Origin of the sequence: Acinetobacter amyesii, from assembly GCF_023499985.1 — a bacterium.
In the GTDB taxonomy this organism is placed as follows: Bacteria; Pseudomonadota; Gammaproteobacteria; order Pseudomonadales; family Moraxellaceae; genus Acinetobacter; species Acinetobacter amyesii.
The window spans coordinates 65357-85923 of the sequence record NZ_JAMCOU010000013.1 but is presented as its reverse complement, the minus strand read 5'-3'; the positions used below and the strand labels follow the sequence as shown (position 1 = coordinate 85923).

The window sequence follows — 20567 nt, the reverse complement described above, 5'->3', positions numbered from 1 at the left end:
TTATTTTTTTTTCTATTTCGCACTTTTTAAATTTATACAATTTAGTTAGATTTATAGAACAACAATTCTAAATCGAGCAATCAAAATGCCCAATCTATATGATCATCATGTTTTAAGGCAGATCTATGATTTTATAGTCGAACGGGAAGGATTCGAAAATTAACACCCTATAACCAAGCTATGGAGTTTTTCAAAGAACTTTCTCAAGGAGATCAATCGGACGTCATACAAACGGAGCCAAATATCCTTTATGGAAAATTTGGGAGCATATCTAAAATCAATCTTAGATTAGTACCCTTATTTCGAGAAAAGGATAAGTTCTTAAAATGGGCTTATGAGCAACTAAACTAACTAAATAACTTACTAAGTATTACTAAAGAGTATGAAATAACCAACTCAAACATTAGGAATAAAAAATGACTAACAATGCCAGTGGTATAGTGAAATGGTTCAATGAAGGTAAGGGATTTGGATTTATACAATCTGATAGTGGTGAAGATTTATTTGCACACTACAGTGAAATAAACATGAGCGGCTATAAAGCACTTAAAGAAGGCCAGCGTGTACAATTTGAAATTACTCAAGGAAAAAAAGGCCGACAAGCTAGCAATATCACAGTTATGTAAGGCAACTGTGTTGGGTTGCTAACCGCAGTTAATAAACATAAAAAATTTAGCCGTAAAAAATTTTTGAGGTTTCTCCATATGCGTAAAAGCTTCAAAATACTTATTACAATATTTCTATGTAGTTTAATCGTTGTCTGTTTTGTGGTTCATAGACAGAACACGGAAATAAGGTTAAGTGAAATGGAACGACTGGTTAAATAATATTTAAGCTCTTAAATTTAAATAATTAATTTAATATATCAGGGACCCTTAAAATGTTACAACTTCTAAAATGCTTGGTTGGTATTCATGGTGAGATGGTTACACGAAAGTGCTTTGATGGAAATTTAATTTTTTTGTCAGAGTTGTTTAAAAGTAAAGAAATAACGGCTCAAAATAATTTAAAGTTTCAGAAAATCCCGCTAGGAAGTAGCGGGATTTTTTTGGTGACTATATGACAGACAAAGCACAGGCGAAACTAGACTTAGAAATTAGTATGAAGTGTTGTAATCCTAATGCCCCGAATATGCCTAGCTAACAAAAAAGTTAATTTATAAGTTATGAAATATAAATAAAATTGAAATAACATTATGTATATATTAAAATATTTGATATAGTGTGTTTGATCGAATCCGTAAGCGGAACGGTAGTGTTTGAGTTGTTAACGGAATTGCGTATTCCCTCCATTCTGATGTTCAAGCATCAAATTCAAACAGTTAACGCATAGCATGAATTCGCATCATGCCGATCAAGGGAAGCCTGCAGCTATCCGTGGGTTTTCCTTAAATCATATTTTTAAGATAATGATTTAATTTTTATATCTTTTCTTAAATTTCATAGCTACTGTAAATATCATAAGTTTAAATTTTTCTTAAGTGAACAATCTCCAAAATTAAAGTTGGTTTTATTTTTAATACTATTCTGTTTACAAAAGCTCATTATATGAGTCAATAAATGAACATATCTAACGGCTGGACTACTGCTTCAGCAACTAACGGCGATGAAATTCGTGTGAATATTATTCCGTTAAAAAAAATTCAAAGCAATTTGAATGGTAAAACTTTAGTTGAAGTTGCTAAACAAGTTGTCCTAGAGTCAGGACAAAAGCTAACTTTAAATATTGATGGTAAATCTTTTTATACTGAACTAAATAAACTATATAAATTGTATTTTTAAACATTCACTCTCAAACCTAAACAGTTTAGAGCTAAATTTTTTAATTAAATTATTTATAGATTAACTATTTATTTTCTTAATTTTTGAAGAACTCTAAATTAAATATTATTAAAGGAAATTATTATGTCAAATTTAACTACAGGTACTGTTAAGTGGTTTAACGATACTAAAGGCTTCGGTTTCATCGCGGCTGATAATGGCGAAGAGGTCTTTGCTCATTTTTCTCAAATCATTTCAGGTGGTTTCAAATCACTTGCTGAAGGTCAACGTGTACAATTCACCGTATCAAAAGGTCAACGTGGTTTCCAAGCGAGTGAAATCATTGGGATTGATGGATAATACATGGATACTTTACTAAACAAAGTAATGTTAGATGTGGTTGATCAACATGGCGCTGTCTATACACTAGAAGCTATGTGCGAAAAATCCTCTGATGAGCCAAATAGTTATGGTGATTGCGTCCGTTATCTAAATATAGATGATGAAATAATTAAGCCTAGCTTTGATATGCATTTCTACAGTGATAAAACTGGAAAAATATTTAAGTTATTTTAATTTTTACATGCAATTAAATTAACCTCCTCCGGGAGGTTTTTTATTGGGTGAAATATGGAGCCTGATGTATATAAAGCGCTAACCAAAAAGATACCTCCCAAAAAGAAACCACGCACCAGGCCATTACCTAAAGCCAGTGAAAAATACTTTGAAGCATTCGAGAGGTTAAAAGAAATATTAGACCGGATGGAAATGAAGTATGAGGAGTACTTTCATTTCAAAAGTACCAAACATTGGCGTTTTGATTTACACCTCATCGAACATCGCATGCTAATTGAAATAGCAACTGGTCCATGGTCTGGAGGTCGTAAAGACAAACTTGCAACCAAGGCTTGGAATATGGATCGTTATGACCATGCTGAAGAATTGGGATATCGATTTCACAGGTTTGAATTAGCTGATATCAATATGGGGCGTGCAACGGTCTGGTTAAAAGCTTTAAAAAAAGATGAATTATTATAAGTTAGATATTTCAAAGCTTATTGTTTCAGGATGTTTGATTACTTTAACTTTCTCATAATATCCGTTAGTTTTGGATTTCAACCTTAACAATTATGAGAAGAAAGTCATGAATAAAAATTTTGAATTACATGTTTTAAGCCAGATTTATGATTTTCTAATAGAGCGAACTGAACATTCACAGCAAGGTTTGCATAACAAGGTTCTTGAGTTTTTTAAAGAACTGAATTTAGGTAATGACAATGATTTTGAAATTGTTGATCCTAAAAAGATTGCGGGTAAATTTGGAGCAGTGAGTTTTATTCACTTAATCAATGTACCAAACTTTCATGATAAAGATAAATTTTTAAAATGGGCATACACGCAGTTGAATCGATAGTTCATATCAATATGCTTTAAAGATATATTTTGAATACATATTTTGATTAAAGTGTTTTATAATTTACTGGCTCATATCAGCGCAAATGAATTGGGTGAAGCCTCACATGTATATGTGGGGCTTTTTTCATTCAATTTATGGAAAATGTGAATGATCAAATATTACAATCTTTATCTGATTATTACCTTAATATGAGGGATATTTATCACTTTTGTGTGTAATTGCAAAATAAAACAAGAACTTGATTCACATAGATCTAACAGTTGTATCCTCATATTTAAGGATTATTGGTTATATTGAATATGCTTGTTAATTAATCAATATTTACAGCAATTTCTAAACTGATAATTACTTAAAGGGAATATGAATGTCTAATTTAACAAACGGTACAGTGAAGTGGTTCAACGGTACAAAAGGTTTTGGATTTATTGCTTCCGATACTGGTGAAGAATTATTTGCACACTATAGTGAAGTACGAATCGATGGCTATAAAGTACTAGAGGAAGGTCAGCGTGTAATGTTTGAAATTACAAATGGCAAGAAAGGCAAGCAAGCCAGCAATATCCAAATTCTCTAAAAAAATATTTACTAAACATGTAATGACATGTCATGTCTTGACCCGTCAATAATTGACGGGTTTTTGTCATTAATTGCCATTAAGTTTTAATATTTAAATGCTTAATTTAATTAAATGAAAACTACATGATAAGAGCAATAAAAAATGGCCTTTACAAGACTACAAGTACTGATTGGCGGACTAATTATAAGTGTGTTGATTTCTTCTGTGTGGATTTACCATGAAAAGAAGAAACAACGACGGGAAGAAATTCAAAAAATCATCATCGAAGCTAGAGCAGGATTAAGTCACACTCAATAATAGGAGCTAAACTTGGAATACTTTAGACCATTCCCTCCTTCAGATCTAATTGATCAGGCCGAGGAAGAAGACGCCATACGTCTTGCAGCAGCACAAGAATTATTGGCCTGGGTGAAAGATAATTATTTAAATGTAGGGATAACTTCATAATCTAGACAATCATTAATATATGAAAAACTTTATTTAAAGAATTTCTTATTATTTATCTCATCAATGATTTTCATAAATTTACACAGTAATCGTCATGCTTTGTTAGTGTAGAGTTTTAACAAATATATAGGCCTAAAGTATGAAAACGTTAGCCATTATAAGCGTGGTACTCGTATTGGGGCTGGTAGGTTGCCAGCAAAAAGACAGCAATGAAAATGAAGAGACGACAACACCTCATACATTAGATAAAGACTAACTTCCTCCAATGATTATTACAGCAGATATGAAAAAACCCTCATTAAGAGGGTTTTTTTGGATTAGGGTTTTAAGCTTCAATCCAATTATCTTTAACTTCTTGAGAGTCTTTAGTCAGTACAATTTTATTGTCTGTAATTTCACCAACCCATGAAACTGGAATTAAGTGGTGATGACCATCACCATGCTTAGTCAGTTTAATTTGATCCGAACCTTGCAAGTGGTCTACTTCACCAACTTTAGTCCCACATGAAGCAATTACATCTGCATGGCTCTTAATATTTTCAACATTAATAGTAGTCATTAGAATATTATCCTATTTCAATGTGAGTGAGCATTCAGCCTATCGTAAATAGACGCTGATATCAGGGATTGAAATAGAAGGGATACAAAGGGCCTTATATTCTTACGTTCATGGCCAGATAAATTACATTGTATTATTTAGAAATAAGTCCCCATGATGGGGACTTATTGGATTATTACTTATGCTTAGTCTTAATCAGATCTGATAAATCAAAACCGATGGATTTTGCATAATCTAAGTATTCATCAACTGTGGCCTGGTCAGGGTTAGCAGTTCTGCTGAGTACCCAAAGATATTTTTTATTTGGTGACCCAACTAATGCAGTTTGATAGTCATCATCAATTTTTAGAACCCAATAATCACCACGGCCTACTGGCAACCAACGAATTGCTTTTGGTAAAAAGCTCACTTTAAGTTTCGAGTTGGCTGGCGCATTCTGAACATATGCTTCACCAATTGATTGGTTAAGTTTACCATCTGCGCTATAACAACTATTATCTACTTTCACGTTACCATTTTCATTTAAAGAATATTTAGCAGTGACGTTGTAATCACATTTGTTCTGGAAATATAGCGGCTTACGTGCAATTTCATGCCATGTACCAAGATATTTATTTAAATCTACCTTTGATACCGCTTGGACTTCCGTAGTGTTTGCATTTGCAGTTGAGAGCATTGAACCAGCTATAAGTACTGCACCACCAGCTAAAAGGAGCTTACGGGTTTTTGAATTCATGTTATAAGCCTACTTTAATTTGAAAGTGAATTAATTACTATAAATTGCTTTTAAGGTCATTTTGTTTTTTTATGTATTAAGTATTTGATCTTTAATCATTGTTTAACTTTTCAAGTTTTATTAATCCTTTTACTACCATTTTTAACAGATAAAATAATATTACTTATATAAGCCCAAAAACTAAGTGAAAAAATGCTTACATTAAGCAAAATTATAATTACTTTCTAAGAACTCACTTACTTCTAAAGCACTTCAAGAGAGTATTGAATAAGAAAATTAATTGACGAAATAAATAGTTTAGTAATGGTCTTAATTTGCTTTACTACTTAATATTGGATTATATATCTAAAAATATGATAACATGCTCAAACTCTAAACAACGGCTTTGAACGAGTCAGCTTTAAATTTTCAAACGAAAATGAAAATGCCAGCACTTTTCAATACAAGCCTGTTTCTTTCGCAAGTAGCGGATATCTCTTTGATCAATTTAGATCTGTCTTACAAATAAAACGGAATAGGGAAGGTATGTCTTCATTGAAACCGTCATGGTATTCCAATGTGAATCCAAATGTGTTTATTAGCACAGTTGTTATTATCGGCATTTTTATTGCCATTGTATTTTTAGCTCCCAATGCTTTTGATTTAATAACTAAACAACTGAATCAATGGGTTACAAACTCATTCAGTTGGTTCTATGTACTATCTGTAGCCATTTTTCTCTTAGTGCTTATTTATATTGCCTGTTCAAATATGGGTAAAATTAAACTTGGTTTAGACCATAGCCAGCCAAAGTTTAGTAATAGCTCTTGGTTCGCTATGCTATTTACAGCTGGTATGGGCATTGGCTTAATGTTCTTCGGTGTCGCGGAACCAGTGATGCACTATGTTTCACCTCCAACTGGTGAGCCTGAAACTATCCAATCAGCTCAGCAAGCTATGCGTGTAACATTCTTCCATTGGGGACTTCATGCTTGGGCAATCTACACAATTGTTGGCTTGGCGTTAGCTTACTTTGCATATAGACATAATCTACCACTAAAAATTCGCTCTGCTTTATACCCGCTCATTGGAAAGAAAATTTATGGTCCAATTGGAGATGGTGTGGATACTTTTGCGACCATCGGTACAGTATTTGGTGTTGCAACGACATTAGGTTTTGGTGTAACCCAAATTAACTCTGGCTTAAATTATTTATTCGGAATTGAATATTCAACGACGACGCAGCTTATTTTAATTGTCATTGTTACAGCTATGGCATCTTTATCTGTATTTATAGGCTTAGACAAGGGTATTAAACGATTATCAGAGATTAATCTGGGCTTAGCTTTAGTCCTGTTGCTATTTGTATTTTTTGCTAGTTCAAGCATTTTTATATTGCAAACGACTATCCAAAACACGGGGCAATACATTTCAAATTTGTTCAATATGACCTTTAATTTATATGCCTACCAGTCTGATGGTTGGATCGGTGGTTGGACAATTATGTACTGGGCATGGTGGATTTCATGGTCACCATTTGTAGGTATGTTTATTGCCCGTGTGTCTGAAGGACGTACTATTCGTGAGTTTATTGTAGGTGTTTTACTTATTCCAACAGGCTTTACGCTGATCTGGATGGGAGTCATGGGGAATGCTGCACTCTATAGTATTTTAAACGAAACGAACACCTCGCTGATTTCTGCAGTGCAACGAGATTCATCCGTTGCGTTATTTGAATATTTAGGAACCTTGCCATTCTCAGGCATTATGAGTTTTGTTGCGACTATACTGGTTATGCTATTTTTTGTGACGTCGGCAGACTCAGGGGCTTTAGTTACAGACTATCTAACTGCAAAATCTGAAAACTCTCCAACTTGGCAGCGATTGTTTTGGACAACAATAATGGCAGTGCTTGCGATTGTTTTGTTGTTCGCTGGAGGTTTAGGTGCTTTGCAATCTGCAACAATGTTGAGTGCATTACCATTCACCTTCGTAATGCTTTTAATTTGCTGGGGCTTAGTCAAGGCTCTACATTTAGATGCAACCAAGATGCAAGCATTACAGGATGCACGTATTACACCTAGAGCAATTCATAATCCAAGAAGTTGGCAGCAACGTTTAGGATTGATTATGCATTATCCGCATACACGTGAAGAAGTTGAACAGTATATTGATACAACGGTAAGCCAGGCATTTTTAAATCTACAGAAAGAGTTTAAGCGTCGTCATTTAGATGTGACAGTAAACACGATAGATGATGGCTTGCAGCTACGTGTAAACCATCAAGATGAGATTAATTTTATTTACCAAGTGGTTGTTCAAGAAAAAAATACACCAAGTTTTATGACTGATTCAGATGAAATTACGCAAGATTACCAAGCTGAAGTGTTTTTGAGAGAAGGTGGTCAAAATTATGACATCATCGAATGGACGCAAGAAGATATTTTGCAAGATGTTATTGATCAATACGAACGTCATCTACATTTTTTAAATCTAGTTCGAACCAAGAACCAATAGATAAAAAAACCGCCCAGAAAGGCGGTTTTTTCATTCATAGTTAAATTAGGCAGGTATAGAAGCAACCTTATCTTCACGGTCCCAACAACGGTGATTCTGTATCGCTGTTTTAAATTGATCACTGACATCTTTGAAACTTTGTGAAGTGAGAAGTGCAGCATCTTTGGTGAGATTCAGTTCTTTAATTAAAGCCTCTTTATCACCCAATAAAACTATAGGTTTAAGATGCTTAAATGTTTCCAATACATAATGTTTAGCTACACCATCATTCAGGAATTCATCTAGATTATCACCATCAATAACAACGACAGCATCGTAGGTAACCGAAGGTTCGCCATTCTGACGTCCATCAACTGCAATTTCTTTACCATCGTTAGATTTCACCGGCGCGGCATTTGGCGCTAATACTTCGACTACAGCGCTTTCTGATTCGCCCCAAGTTTTGACTGCATCGATAGAGGAAGTATTAGCGCCGTTGTGCACCAACAGAGCAATTTTTCGTTGCTTAATATCAGATGCAGGGTATGCCAATGTGCTTAAGTGATCAGATTTAGTGATGGTAGCTTTCTTAACCGATTTATTTTGCTTAGTCGGAGCAGCTAACCCTAATTCATTTGCAACAAATTTCGCTAAATCCAAATCAATATTTGCAAGCACCTCATTTACAACTCGTTCCCTAATTTCAACAGCTTTCACTTTTGAGAGTTCAAATGCATAGGCATCCTTTATATGCTGTTGTTCATGCTTAGCAAGACTTTGGTAATGCATGGTCGCTTGCGAGAAATGATCTGCGAAGCTTTCTGGTCTAATTCTTAACTTGCTGCCTTGGATTTGTTCAGGATGGGTTCGAAATGCATGCGGATCATTATTAGATTCTCTAGGCCAATTTTCATCTACAGAGTTAGGCTCATAATTCGCTTTACATTTATAGACTTCATGGTTTGCATAGCCGCCACGTCGATTGGTATGGAAAGGGCAGACCGGTTTATTAATTGGAATTTGATTAAAGTTTGCTGTTCCTAAGCGGTGCAGATGCGTATCTGTATAGCTGAACAAACGACCTTGTAATAAAGGATCATTACTAAAATCAATTCCTGAAACAATATTGGCTGGACTGAAAGCAACTTGCTCTGTTTCTGCAAAGAAATCATCTGTATTTCGATTTAGAGTAAATTTACCTAGTGGGGTAATAGGTACAAGCTCTTCAGGTACCAGCTTTGTAGCATCTAAAACATCAAAGTCCCATTGAGCCGCTTCTTCTTCAGTAAAGATCTGTGCCCCTAATTCCCATTCAGGATAATTGCCACGTTCAATGGCATCCCAAAGGTCGCGTCGATGGAAGTCTGGATCTTTGCCATTAAGCTTTAAGGCCTCATCCCAAACGACTTGAGCAACACCTTGCTTAGGAGTCCAGTGAAATTTAACCAAATGCGCCTGATTATCTTTGTTAATTAATCTGAAGGTATGTACACCAAAACCTTGAATCGATCGTAAATTCCGTGGGATAGCACGATCTGACATCACCCAGGTTGTCATATGAGAGGCTTCAGTATTTAAAGAAATAAAATCCCAAAAAGTATCATGCGCAGATTGACCGGTTGGAACTTCATTCGGATCTTCAGGCTTTACAGCGTGGACAAAGTCAGGGAACTTGATTGCGTCCTGAATAAAAAATACAGGAATGTTATTACCGACTAAATCGTAGTTTCCATCTTCGGTATAAAACTTAATGGAAAACCCGCGTACATCACGGACTACATCAGCTGATCCGCGTCCGCCTTGCACTGTAGAAATTCTGACAAAGATTGGTGTTGGATTTTGAGTATTAGTCAAAAATTTAGCCTTAGTCCATTTTTCGTTGCCTTCATAAGCTTCAAAATAACCATGCGCTCCAACACCACGAGCATGCACTACACGCTCAGGGATACGTTCACGGTCAAAATGAATTAACTTATCTCTTAATAGAAAATCTTCTAACAGAGTAGGGCCAGTCTGATTTATTTTTAAACTATTTTGATTGTCAGCTACAGGTACACCCAAAGATGAAGTCAGTGTTTTACCTTTAGGGTCTACATATGCCTCTTTTTCAAACTGATCAATTTTAGGGTTATTTGATTTTTTCATGAGCTACATCCCTTTGTATGATGTTATTTAGTACATGTGCTAGATAAGGTTTTGCTATTGCATAAAGCTAATATAGACAATAAAGATGCTCGGCAAATTTAAAGTAAAAAATTGTCTATTTTGTGTTCAATCTGAGGGTTGAATAGAGTTGCTTTCACAATAAAAAGCAGATTCAGCCCAGCGTTCACATTTGCAGCGGGGGCATTGAGCATTTAGAGAACTAATAAATTGTGTTTGACCACACAGCATGCACGAATAGTATTTTTTGGAATCAAAACGCTGTGCTTTTTGGTAGTGATCAGGAAAAATTGGTAGTCCCCATTTAATATTATCCTTGGCATAAGGGATTACACTTAGACACCCATCTGTTTCAAGTAAGGCTGATTTGACTTGCCCTAAGTGTTCTATTTTGTTTTGCCTTAACTCAGCAAAAAATTCGTCATATGAATACTTTTCCTGTTTGATATCTTCAACAATCAATAAGCCATCTTTGACGATATACATTGGCCTACCTTCTAACATGGATTCAAATGAATCTGATTTCATGATGAGGTATGTAGTTAATCTATAGAGAAGAATAATGACTGCAAATACTATGAGTGCTTGAATGATGGGGATATCATCATTAAACATGGGATCGCCTGCTGCAGATCCCAAACTTAAAATAATAGCTAACTCAAATACTGAAAGTTGCCTGACACCTCTTTTACCTGAAAATCTTAAAAAAGTAATAATTAAGATAAACATAATGATGCATCGGAAAATAATTTCCAATGCAAAGTTAAAAGAGGTGTCATGCAGAATTATTTTTATGAAGTCCATATTTGATACAATTTATTAATTCTAGTTTTACATACATACAGGGTTAAATTTTATCCCAAGCATCCTTAATCGCATGCTTAGCATGTTCCCATTTCAAGCGAGAATCTGCTTTAAACTCTTCCCATTTGGTTTGTAAATCCGGCTCAGAATCTTCGAAACGCGCATTTTCACCGTACAAATGACGTTCGCGCTCACCAAGCTCATAAGCTGACCTTAGATCACGGTCATAATCTATATCTGGCACTTCGCGTTGCAGATCCCCATAGTACGGTCTATTGGAGTAATCCGTGCGCCAGTCATGATGTATTGGATGTTCATTTTGATGGTCGTTCATAGTAATAACTCCGATAAATTATTTAATAAATTGCAAAAGTAGCGATCCCTGAGCTACTTCTGCAAATAAAAATTAATGTTGTTACTTTGACTATTGGTCTTGCAGATCATTCTGCTGACGCTGTTGATCAGACTGTTGGTTTTGTTGATGTTGGGGTTGCTGCTGCTGTTGCTGACCATTCTGCTGGCGCTGCTGATCAGACTGCTGATTTTGTTGATGTTGGGGTTGCTGCTGTTGTTGCTGACCATTCTGCTGGCGCTGCTGATCAGATTGTTGGTTTTGTTGATGTTGGAGTTGCTGCTGTTGTTGCTGATCATTCTGCTGGCGCTGCTGATCAGACTGCTGATTTTGTTGGTTTTGAGGTTTTTGAGTATCGCCACGTTGGTGCTGTAAGCGAGTATCATTATTTTGATCTTGGTTATAATTAGACATAATACTGTTCCTTTAAAGATTAATTAGATAATCTACTCAATTACAGTAGATCATTTATTATTAACATGAATATTGCTAATATGATTATTAAAGATGTTACATAATCTTTATTAAGTTTCAATTTGTTTAAAAGTAAAACTTTGGGGGCTGTTTTATATACATAAATAGTCCTTTTTTAATTAAATGAAACTAACAATAATAATTTTTTAATATTTTAGTGAGTGACTTGCATAGAGCTTTATATAGTATTTTTAATTTTTTGATAGGCTTACCTTTAGTTAAAATTTTGAAATTATAAAATTTTTTCTTGAAGTAAATGCAATAGAAAAAAGTACCTACAGGTTTCTTTTTGTTTTCGGATCCTCCGCGCTTTAAAAGTCCAGTGCAAGATATATAAATATCTGATTTAAATAATTTTTTCCCATTTATAATCATTTGATTGGTTACTTCTGGGGATTCAGCAGTATATTTATCTATAAGTGATTGTTTTATATTTAAAATACGCTTCTTGAATAGTAAGTCATAACTAACAATAGAACCATCCAGAAGTATTCCAGAGTTTTTATCTTGTGAAATTCTATATGCTAAATAACCTGCACTCGCACTTTCAAATAGCGTTATCGATAGGGATTTTTTAGAAATAAAGTCAAAAATTGATTTCATATAAATTATCCTATGAATATTTTATAAAAGAATCATAATTGATATTTAAATATGAATATGTGAATTAAGTCACATCAAAAAATGTTACTTTTTAAAAACTTGTTAAAAATTATGCTAAAGGTGTGTTTTATATATTAAAATTTTTAAAATATTACATTGCGTTAAATTTTATTAAAAAAAATTAACAAATACTACTTATTTTCTGAACTAAGGTTAAGAAGAATCATTTACCGCGTGAGAATTATAATGCCTACAGCAGTAAAAGAAAGAATCTTAAATTTAATAACCAAAGATCATCAGAAATATTTCGAAATTGTTGAGTTCTTCTTAGATGCTTCAATACCTAATTCTGCCAAAGAATTAAAGGCATTTAAGGTTCTAGAAAATGAAATTAAAACTCTAGACCATATCAGTGACATGCCAGACGAACTAGACCATCTTGTCGATTGGATTCATCATAATAACCGCACACAGTGTGAATACTATAAAGAATACCTAGATAGACGAAAGCAGGGTGGAGGAAGAGAGTATTTTTCATCAGTTAGTAAAGCTTATGAGTTTTTATACAAGGTTGCACCCACAAAAAAAGTGGATGGTTCATGGCTATATAGCTTTACTCAGTATTGGAATGATCCAGTATTTAGAGATTTTATTCAGATATATTTAGAGGAACTTGGTCTCGGTTCAGAAAAAGCCAATCACGTGAGAATGTACGACAACCTACTACTGGCACATGGTTTGAATCAACTATCTTTAAACTTATCTGATGCCTATTACCATCAAGCAGCAATACAGCTTGCGCTTGCATATGCACCTTCAGAGTTTATACCAGAGATAGCAGGTTTTAATTTAGGCTATGAACAACTTCCTTTACATTTGCTAATTAGCAATTACGAGTTAAAAGAACTTGGAATTGATGCACACTATTTTAATGTTCATATCACGATAGATAATTTTGATAGTGGGCATGCGCAGCTTGCGACCAATGCCATTAAAAAACTTTCTACAAGGTACAGATCTAAAGATGAGTTCATTCGTAAACTCAAAATTGGATACCTCCTAAATAATAAGGGAATGAGTTCAGTTCAGATAATTAAAAATTTAAGCACCGAAAAAATGGTCCTAGAAATATTTAAGAAAAAAGCGATCGTTGGTAAACATATGCATAGTAATAAATGTATGTTTAACAATAGAACGACGAATGAATGGCTATCTGAAGATGATAGTGTTGAAGAGTTTATTTTTGAACTTGTCCGTATGGGCTGGATAAAATTGAATCGACCACCTGAAGAGAGTAGGTTTTGGCAGATGATTCACGACGAAGACGGTAAAATGTTTGGAGTGTTTAATGCTGTTGAAAAAACTTTTATTTATGACTGGATTGCAGGTAAATCAGTAGATTCCAAACAAAATCAAGTGAATAATGAGTTTGTGAAAAACTTCCTAGAGACCAATTCATTTAATTATTTAGCCAACCATGAAATGGCTGAGCTTAAGAAACAATTTGATGGAAGTACGAATACAGGATATAAGATCAACAAACTTCTAAAGTATTTAGCACCTCATATGCATCATCAAGAAATTGGTTTATGGAGTACCCAGCGTATCGTAGAGAGTTTATTTCCATCTCTAGCCCGCCAATAAAATAAATACTCCAAAAGATTTATAACTTTCATCGTCAAAAATAACCGCCTTCGGGCGGTTTTTCTTTTATGCGATAAACAGTGATAAAATAGTGAAAATTAATGAGTTTTTAAAGCAGTCTACAAAAAATCAAAAAAAATATTTTTTTGCAATTTGTAGACTCATTTGTAGACTGTTGAGCTACAAATATAGCCAAATGACTGCAATCTTATACAACCATTAAAATTTTTAAGTGTTTGAAAATACAAGTGAATACAACCAAATGCAATCAATTCCAATCCAAACAAAACTAGGTGGATTCTACTTTTTCTATTATTCAATAGTGGGTACATTCATGCCGTATTGGAGTTTGTATCTAGAGGATCAAGGGTTTAATTATCAAGAAATAGGTATTTTATCTTCGATTGCAATTGTCACACGTTTTTTTGCACCGTTTATTTGGGGGTGGATTGCAGATAAATCCGGCAAGCGCATGCTTTTAGTTCGAATCGCAACATGGATAGAAGCCTGTATTTGGTTTCTGATTTTTATAATTCCCAACAGTTTTCAATCTGTTGCATTACTCATGCTGGTTTTTAGTTTCTTTCAAAATGCTATTTTGGCTCAGTTTGAAGGAGTAACTTTATTTTGGTTAGCTGAGCGGCGTGCAGAACTTTATGGAAAAGTCAGAAAATGGGGATCAGTTGGCTTCATTGTTGGGGTATTTGGAATTGGGGCTTTGCTAGAAATAATACCTGTTTCAATGCTGCCTATCATGTTGTTATGCATTGCATTTCTCGCATTTATTTGGTCATTTACGATTAAAGAGCCCGCTACTGCACCATCTTCACAGAAAAAACTTGAACCACTTTGGCCTATCTTAAAACGACCAGTTGTAGCGAGTTTTTTTATCATTGAATTTTTTCTGCTCTTTTCGCATGCACCGTTTTATAGTTTTTATAGCAATTACCTTATGCAGGCTGATTTTTCGACGAGCCAAATCGGTTTTTTATGGTCTGTCGGAGTCATTGCGGAAATCATTATGTTTGCCTATGCCAATGTCTTTTTTAATCGATATTCTTGGCGTAACTTAGTGCTCATTTGTTTGGGGCTAACAGGGATGCGATGGTTGATTGTAGGCTTATATCCGACGGTGTTTATCACTCAATTTGCTGCGCAAACGATTCATGCCTTTAGTTTTGGATTATTCCACTTAATCGCTATGCGAATCATTTTTCAAAATTTTACCGCAAGTCAACAAGGGCGTGGTCAAGCGCTATACAGTACCATGTGGGGCTTAGGTGTTGCGAGTGGCAGTATTTTAGCAGGTCGATATTGGGACATGCTTTCGGGACCCGTTATTTTTATGATCGCAGGACTGGCGGTTATACCTGCCATGTTTTTGGTCGTGGGCTTGCCTAAAACGAACCAAAAGCCAGCTTGAAACAATTCAGTATATTGAAAAGTCTCAATGGACTAAAATCACTTGATTACGGCCGAGTTCTTTAGCTTGATATAATGCCTGATCGGCTTGATTAATCATACTTTGCAAACTTGGAGCATTGGGCAAAGACTGATGAATCAGACCAATACTCACCGTAATATAAATCGTATTTTGTTCATCAATGATGATAGGCGTAGTTTCAACGACTTTTCGGATACGCTCAGCAATACCTTGAGCTTCAGGTGCTGCAATGTTCGTGAGTAATATACTAAACTCTTCACCACCAATACGTGCAAATAAATCTGTTTCACGTAAATTCTTACGCACAACGCTCGAAAATTCTTGTAAAACTTGGTCACCGACATAATGCCCATATTGATCATTCAATTTTTTAAAATGATCAATATCTATCATGATAATGGAAAAGTTAAGCTGAATTTGGTTTTGTAGGTAAAGCTCACCTTGCTCGAAAAAATATCGACGATTCATCGCATGCGTTAAACTATCATGATTTGCAAGGTATAAAACCTCTTTATATAGTTCGTGCCGATTTCGGCTAATAATACAAAGAATCAACGGCGAGAGAATCAGCATGGCTAGGCCAATACGAACTGAAATTGCTGTCGATAAATAGGCTAATGAAGAATCGTGTAAGTAGAACGCATTTAAATTGTAATAGGTCGCTAAAATTACCACGGCATTAATTAGGGATAAGGTAAATAAGCGATAGGTTAATGCTGCCCAAATTAGAGCCGCTAAAGGGTAGAGAATTGCCCCTGGACCTGCAGAAACGGCTGTTAAAAATACACAGAAGACAACTGCAATTGCCGGAAATATTTTATTGATCTGAAAGCTTTGATGACGTCGATCTTTGAAATAAAGTTTAAGATCGGCCAGTTTAGGAAAAGATAGAATAAGCGGTAATATAATCAGCGCATTTAATATTTCAGTAATCCACCACATACCAAAATCAATCGATAATCTATCGGTCGACATAAACGTGTTGGGGATATAAGGCACGGTGAAAATAGCAAAAAGAGCACCTGCAAGGCATCCACCACAGGCGATGATGACAATCATGGTCAGAAAGGTGAAACCTTTATTATAGTTTTGATAGTTCACCTGAAAATATCGCATAAAAAATAGCGATACCATGCTGTTGGTTAAGTTTGAAAAAGTGAGAAATAAAGTGAGTTGGAAATAATTGCCCGTCACTAAATCTGCGAGCATATAACCGGTAAATGCACCTAACCATCCTCCCAGATTACTCAGTTTAGGGAACCTTAAGAATATTGCTAACAATACTGCATTCGCAGGCCAAAAAATCGCTAAATAGCTTAATGGGCGGGTGAAAATACCGATTAAGCAGCAGCAAAGAATAACTGCAGCGACTATTACAAAAGCCATGCTGTGGCGTGCATTAAGCGGAGCAAGACTATTCGAATGCAGTTTCATTAGCTTATGTAAGCCTAGGTTAAATATGGGAGAATTCGTTTTTTTCGTATATTAAACGATAAAAAAGATTTTATATTATTTTATTGTAAATAGTGTGATTTGTTTGGCATTTAGCTGATTTGTAGTTTCGTTAACCGAGATTGATTTTTTGGATAAATAGGAAAAATGATTGTTATGAAAATGTGATAAACCGCGGATTTGTAAAAAAATGTGTTACTTTAAGAGCATGATTTATATGACTGATTAAATGTATGAAAATAGCATATCTTACAGTTTTACTCATGTTGAGTTCATCGTTGGTGATGGCGGCAGATAATAAGAATACAACTCAAAATTCAGAGGCTAAAAATCAAGTTGAAGCGGTGAATAGCTTTAGGGTGACAACACGTTCTGAATTGGTCGGCTTATGGGGTATGGAAATTCCGACCAATAAAAAGTGCGTTGAATATTATAATTTTAAAAGTAATAATGATGTTGTAATCAAAAGCGGTGAAGAGTGGTCATCTGGGGTATATGACTATCAACCCGCGCAAGATCCGAATGTGCAAATTCCAGCACTGATTTTGCAAGTGAAATATGACAATAATCAGATGGATTGTTCGGGCAATATTCAAGATCAAACCGGCGAAATTTCACAGTATTTTGTAAAGTGGAAAAGTCCATCGGTTATTAATTTCTGTGCCAATGATCAGGCTCAGCAGTGTTTTGCGACATTGCGTCGAGTTTTGCCTTAAGCATGACTATAGATCTTTCTTATGAAAATAAAAAACCACTCATTTGAGTGGTTTTTTTGACGCTGAAGATTTATTTATCTTCATGTCCTTCGACTTTCTTCAATAAATGCTTTTCAAGATAGTGAATATCCATAGCTTGTTCGCAGAAATTTTTATCTTGAAGAATCAAATCTTTATGTAGCGGAATATTGGTTTTCACGCCAGTTAAGATAATCTCTTCTAGAGCTTGTTTCATGCGCGCAATAGAGGTTTCACGATCTTTACCATGCGCAATGAGTTTTGCAATCATTGAATCATAGTATGGCGGGATACTATATCCTTGATAGATATGAGAATCTAGTCGGATACCTGCGCCGCCCGGTGCATAGAAATGATCGATTTTGCCCGGTGAAGGCATAAATGTAGATGGATCTTCTGCATTAATACGACATTCAATCGCATGACCTTTAAGTTGAATATCTTCTTGTTGAAGATCCAAACCTAAGCCAGCAGCAATGCGTAATTGTTGCTCGATAATATCCACACCAGTTACTTGCTCAGTAACAGGATGTTCTACTTGTACACGAGTATTCATTTCAATAAAGAAGAATTCACCTTCTTCAAATAAGAACTCAAATGTACCAGCACCACGGTATTGCATTAATTTACAAGCATTTACACATGCTTCAAGAATATGCGCACGTGCTTCTTCAGGTAAACCCGGTGCAGGCGCTTCTTCAAGCACTTTTTGATGGCGACGTTGCAATGAACAGTCACGATCATAAAGGTGAATTGCATGGCCATTACCATCTGCAAGAACTTGCACTTCGACATGGCGTGGCTTTTGAAGGAAACGTTCCATATAAACGGTGTCGTCACCAAACCACATTTCCGCATCACGTTGAGCAGCTTGTACAGATTCGAGTAGCGTGTCTACACGTTCAACGATACGCATACCACGACCACCACCACCAGAGGCAGCTTTTACGATCAATGGAAATCCAATTTCTTTGGCTTCTGCCAATGCATTGTGAATCGTTACAGCATGGTCACAACCCGGAACAGTCGGTACACCAGCTTTTTTCATCGCAATAATGGCAGAAACTTTGTTCCCCATTAAGCGAATGTGTTCAGGACGCGGACCGATAAAGATAAAACCTGAGTTTTCTACAATTTCAGCAAACTCAGCGTTTTCAGATAAGAAACCATAACCTGGATGGATGGCATCTGCACCGGTGATTTCAGCCGCTGTAATAATGGCAGGGATATTGAGATAACTTTCGCTGCTGGCACCTGGTCCAATGCACACAGCTTCGTCACAGAAGCGTAAGTGCATTAGGTCTTTGTCGGCATCGGAATAAATCCCTACGGTTTTAATTCCTAAAGTTTTGCAAGCGCGGGTGATGCGGAGCGCAATCTCACCACGGTTTGCAATTAAAACTTTTTGCAACATTGTGATTCCCCGTGGTCTTAAGCGCGATAGCGGAATAATGGTTGACCGAATTGGATCACTTCGCCATTTTTAACCAAAATTTCTTCAATCACACCGCTTTGAGTTGCTTCAATTGGGTTCATGATTTTCATTGCTTCGATGATACCGAGTGTTTCACCAGCAGATACAGTTTGACCAACTTTAACAAATGGTGCTTCACCTGGATTTGGCGCAGCATAGAACACACCAACCATAGGAGACGGCTCAACAGCACCACGTGGTGAACGAGGTGCAGCAGGTGCAGCGGCGGGAGCAGCCATAGCAGGCGCAGCGGCAGCAACAACTGGATTGCGACGAGTTAGAGCGATAGATTGATCGCCTTCTTTAACTTCAATCGCCTGTAAGTCAGATTCAATCATCAAATCGATGAGTTTCTTGATTTTACGGATATCCATGAACAGTATTCCTAATTAAGATTGAGAAGTTGGTTGAATTTTTTCGATGGCGAAGTCTAGTGCTGCGGCATAGCCTTTTGCACCTAAACCACAAATAACGCCAACGGCTTTATCAGATAGATAGGAGTGATGTCTAAATGCTTCGCGAGCGTGGACATTTGATAGATGTACTTCGATAAACGGAATGGCTACACCAAGAAGGGCATCACGCACAGCAACCGAAGTATGTGTTAGGGCTGCTGGGTTAATAATGATGAATTGAACGCCTTCTTGTTGCGCTTGATGAATTCGGTCGACGACAGCGCCTTCCCAATTACTTTGGAAAGTGTCGAGAGAAATGGAAGCGTTTTGAGCCTGTGAAATCAGTTTTTGGTTGATATCTTCAAGTGTCAGATAGCCATAAACTTCGGGTTCACGTTTTCCCAGTAAGTTGAGATTCGGTCCATGAATGACCAAAATGGTCGAGCTCATTCAGCCTGCTCCAATAAAAAGTTGCAAATTTACTTTGCAAGATACCTGCAAAGTTTGCTCATTATGGCATAAAATTCCACATTTTTTTTATAATTTCTTTGAATTGACGTGAAAAGCATGTGCCGAGAATGGGCTATATAATGCAAACTTTGCAGAGAATTGGCAATGTTAAAAGATTACATTTTTATCATTATATTGTAGGACATCATTTTAAACCCAATTGGCTAAAACTTTTGATATTTTTTGTGTAAACTTGCTTTATCGTGGTGCGTACGTTTAGCAATAACCAGTGCGAATGATCTAAAAGGTGTGCTGATTTGTGTATCCACCTTATAGATCTTTAGTTGAACAGCCTAAGCATGCATAGCCGTAAAGATGGTATTTATACAGCGACTTAAAAAATTCTAAGGTTTAACTTATTTCGAGTGTAAAGGAATCTAAATTGTTCTCAGTTTTCAATCGAGTTATTTGAAATAATAAATCAGCTTTGTATGCTAAGTATATAAAAACTAAAAGATAGTTAATTTTTTTATGGTTTATAAAGCATATTTCTAGGCCAATAAAAGGTTTTCATAAATGATAGGGCTCACGCTAGATATTTTGTTTG

Annotated in this window: 22 protein-coding genes and 1 pseudogene; 12 read left to right on the top strand and 11 right to left on the bottom strand. The window is 35.7% G+C overall.

Annotation, left to right across the window (positions count from 1 at the left end):
* The first annotated feature begins 416 nt into the window (after positions 1 to 416).
* From M5F03_RS01835 to M5F03_RS16720, 8 genes and pseudogenes are all read left to right on the top strand, one after another.
* Entirely contained in the window at positions 417 to 626 is a 210-nt protein-coding gene (locus tag M5F03_RS01835) for a cold-shock protein (protein WP_180102255.1), read from the top strand.
* 933 nt (positions 627 to 1559) lie between these two features.
* On the top strand, positions 1560 to 1781 hold the full coding sequence (locus M5F03_RS01830) for a transposase (RefSeq protein WP_067766975.1): 222 nt from the start codon (positions 1560 to 1562) through the stop codon (positions 1779 to 1781).
* Positions 1782 to 1904: 123 nt separating this feature from the next.
* Positions 1905 to 2120, top strand: a complete 216-nt coding sequence (locus tag M5F03_RS01825; protein WP_249706180.1) for a cold-shock protein — start codon at positions 1905 to 1907, stop codon at positions 2118 to 2120.
* A gap of 3 nt (positions 2121 to 2123) precedes the next feature.
* Positions 2124 to 2336, top strand: a complete 213-nt coding sequence (locus M5F03_RS01820; protein WP_180115731.1) for a hypothetical protein — start codon at positions 2124 to 2126, stop codon at positions 2334 to 2336.
* Between the two features lie 54 nt (positions 2337 to 2390).
* Positions 2391 to 2798, top strand: coding sequence for a hypothetical protein (locus M5F03_RS01815; protein WP_249706176.1), 408 nt, complete (start codon positions 2391 to 2393; stop codon positions 2796 to 2798).
* Between the two features lie 106 nt (positions 2799 to 2904).
* A complete protein-coding gene (locus M5F03_RS01810) occupies positions 2905 to 3174 on the top strand; it encodes a hypothetical protein (RefSeq protein WP_078193453.1) in 270 nt (89 codons plus the stop codon).
* 367 nt (positions 3175 to 3541) lie between these two features.
* Positions 3542 to 3751 (top strand): cold-shock protein, encoded by a 210-nt coding sequence (locus M5F03_RS01805; RefSeq protein WP_111883687.1) that lies wholly within the window; start codon positions 3542 to 3544, stop codon positions 3749 to 3751.
* A gap of 312 nt (positions 3752 to 4063) precedes the next feature.
* A pseudogene (locus tag M5F03_RS16720) lies at positions 4064 to 4189 on the top strand (putative metallopeptidase); the annotation flags it as partial.
* A gap of 337 nt (positions 4190 to 4526) precedes the next feature.
* Here M5F03_RS16720 and M5F03_RS01800 read toward each other — a convergent pair.
* A complete protein-coding gene (locus M5F03_RS01800) occupies positions 4527 to 4760 on the bottom strand; it encodes a DUF2171 domain-containing protein (protein ID WP_078193451.1) in 234 nt (77 codons plus the stop codon).
* Between the two features lie 175 nt (positions 4761 to 4935).
* Positions 4936 to 5496 carry a lipocalin family protein gene (locus M5F03_RS01795; protein WP_078190805.1) on the bottom strand — a complete coding sequence of 187 codons (561 nt, stop codon included), beginning with the start codon at positions 5494 to 5496 and terminating at the stop codon, positions 4936 to 4938.
* Positions 5497 to 6021: 525 nt separating this feature from the next.
* Between M5F03_RS01795 and M5F03_RS01790 the strand changes: the two genes are divergently transcribed.
* The gene (locus tag M5F03_RS01790; protein WP_249706174.1) at positions 6022 to 7992 is read left to right on the top strand and encodes a glycine betaine transporter; all 1971 of its coding nucleotides are present in this window, start codon (positions 6022 to 6024) and stop codon (positions 7990 to 7992) included.
* 45 nt (positions 7993 to 8037) lie between these two features.
* Here M5F03_RS01790 and M5F03_RS01785 read toward each other — a convergent pair whose 3' ends face one another.
* The 5 genes from M5F03_RS01785 to M5F03_RS01765 all read right to left on the bottom strand — a co-directional run bounded on the left by M5F03_RS01785 (position 8038) and on the right by M5F03_RS01765 (position 12367).
* Positions 8038 to 10116, bottom strand: a complete 2079-nt coding sequence (locus tag M5F03_RS01785; RefSeq protein WP_249706173.1) for a catalase — start codon at positions 10114 to 10116, stop codon at positions 8038 to 8040.
* A 126-nt stretch (positions 10117 to 10242) separates the two neighbouring features.
* Positions 10243 to 10938 carry a DUF421 domain-containing protein gene (locus M5F03_RS01780; protein WP_249706169.1) on the bottom strand — a complete coding sequence of 232 codons (696 nt, stop codon included), beginning with the start codon at positions 10936 to 10938 and terminating at the stop codon, positions 10243 to 10245.
* Positions 10939 to 10981: 43 nt separating this feature from the next.
* On the bottom strand, positions 10982 to 11278 hold the full coding sequence (locus M5F03_RS01775) for a hypothetical protein (protein ID WP_078193446.1): 297 nt from the start codon (positions 11276 to 11278) through the stop codon (positions 10982 to 10984).
* 84 nt (positions 11279 to 11362) lie between these two features.
* On the bottom strand, positions 11363 to 11704 hold the full coding sequence (locus tag M5F03_RS01770; RefSeq protein ID WP_249706167.1) for a hypothetical protein: 342 nt from the start codon (positions 11702 to 11704) through the stop codon (positions 11363 to 11365).
* A gap of 189 nt (positions 11705 to 11893) precedes the next feature.
* Entirely contained in the window at positions 11894 to 12367 is a 474-nt protein-coding gene (locus M5F03_RS01765) for a CinA family protein (RefSeq protein ID WP_180023743.1), read from the bottom strand.
* 246 nt (positions 12368 to 12613) lie between these two features.
* Here M5F03_RS01765 and M5F03_RS01760 point away from each other — a divergent pair, with 246 nt between their 5' ends.
* Entirely contained in the window at positions 12614 to 14011 is a 1398-nt protein-coding gene (locus M5F03_RS01760) for an iron-containing redox enzyme family protein (RefSeq protein ID WP_249706165.1), read from the top strand.
* A 262-nt stretch (positions 14012 to 14273) separates the two neighbouring features.
* On the top strand, positions 14274 to 15434 hold the full coding sequence (locus tag M5F03_RS01755; protein WP_249706156.1) for an MFS transporter: 1161 nt from the start codon (positions 14274 to 14276) through the stop codon (positions 15432 to 15434).
* A gap of 24 nt (positions 15435 to 15458) precedes the next feature.
* Here the strand turns inward: M5F03_RS01755 and M5F03_RS01750 are convergent, their stop codons facing one another.
* Positions 15459 to 16841, bottom strand: coding sequence for a GGDEF domain-containing protein (locus tag M5F03_RS01750; protein ID WP_249706155.1), 1383 nt, complete (start codon positions 16839 to 16841; stop codon positions 15459 to 15461).
* A 299-nt stretch (positions 16842 to 17140) separates the two neighbouring features.
* Between M5F03_RS01750 and M5F03_RS01745 the strand changes: the two genes are divergently transcribed.
* Complete coding sequence (locus tag M5F03_RS01745) at positions 17141 to 17623, top strand: hypothetical protein (RefSeq protein WP_078190792.1); 483 nt, start codon at positions 17141 to 17143, stop codon at positions 17621 to 17623.
* A gap of 70 nt (positions 17624 to 17693) precedes the next feature.
* On the opposite strand, the gene accC is transcribed toward M5F03_RS01745, so the two are convergent.
* The 3 genes from accC to aroQ are packed head-to-tail and all read right to left on the bottom strand — an operon-like array spanning position 17694 to position 19960.
* Complete coding sequence (accC, locus tag M5F03_RS01740; protein ID WP_111885487.1) at positions 17694 to 19055, bottom strand: acetyl-CoA carboxylase biotin carboxylase subunit; 1362 nt, start codon at positions 19053 to 19055, stop codon at positions 17694 to 17696.
* 17 nt (positions 19056 to 19072) lie between these two features.
* Positions 19073 to 19489 (bottom strand): acetyl-CoA carboxylase biotin carboxyl carrier protein, encoded by a 417-nt coding sequence (gene accB, locus M5F03_RS01735; protein ID WP_078190790.1) that lies wholly within the window; start codon positions 19487 to 19489, stop codon positions 19073 to 19075.
* A gap of 15 nt (positions 19490 to 19504) precedes the next feature.
* The gene (gene aroQ / locus M5F03_RS01730) at positions 19505 to 19960 is read right to left on the bottom strand and encodes a type II 3-dehydroquinate dehydratase (RefSeq protein ID WP_078190789.1); all 456 of its coding nucleotides are present in this window, start codon (positions 19958 to 19960) and stop codon (positions 19505 to 19507) included.
* Positions 19961 to 20567: the final 607 nt, after the last annotated feature.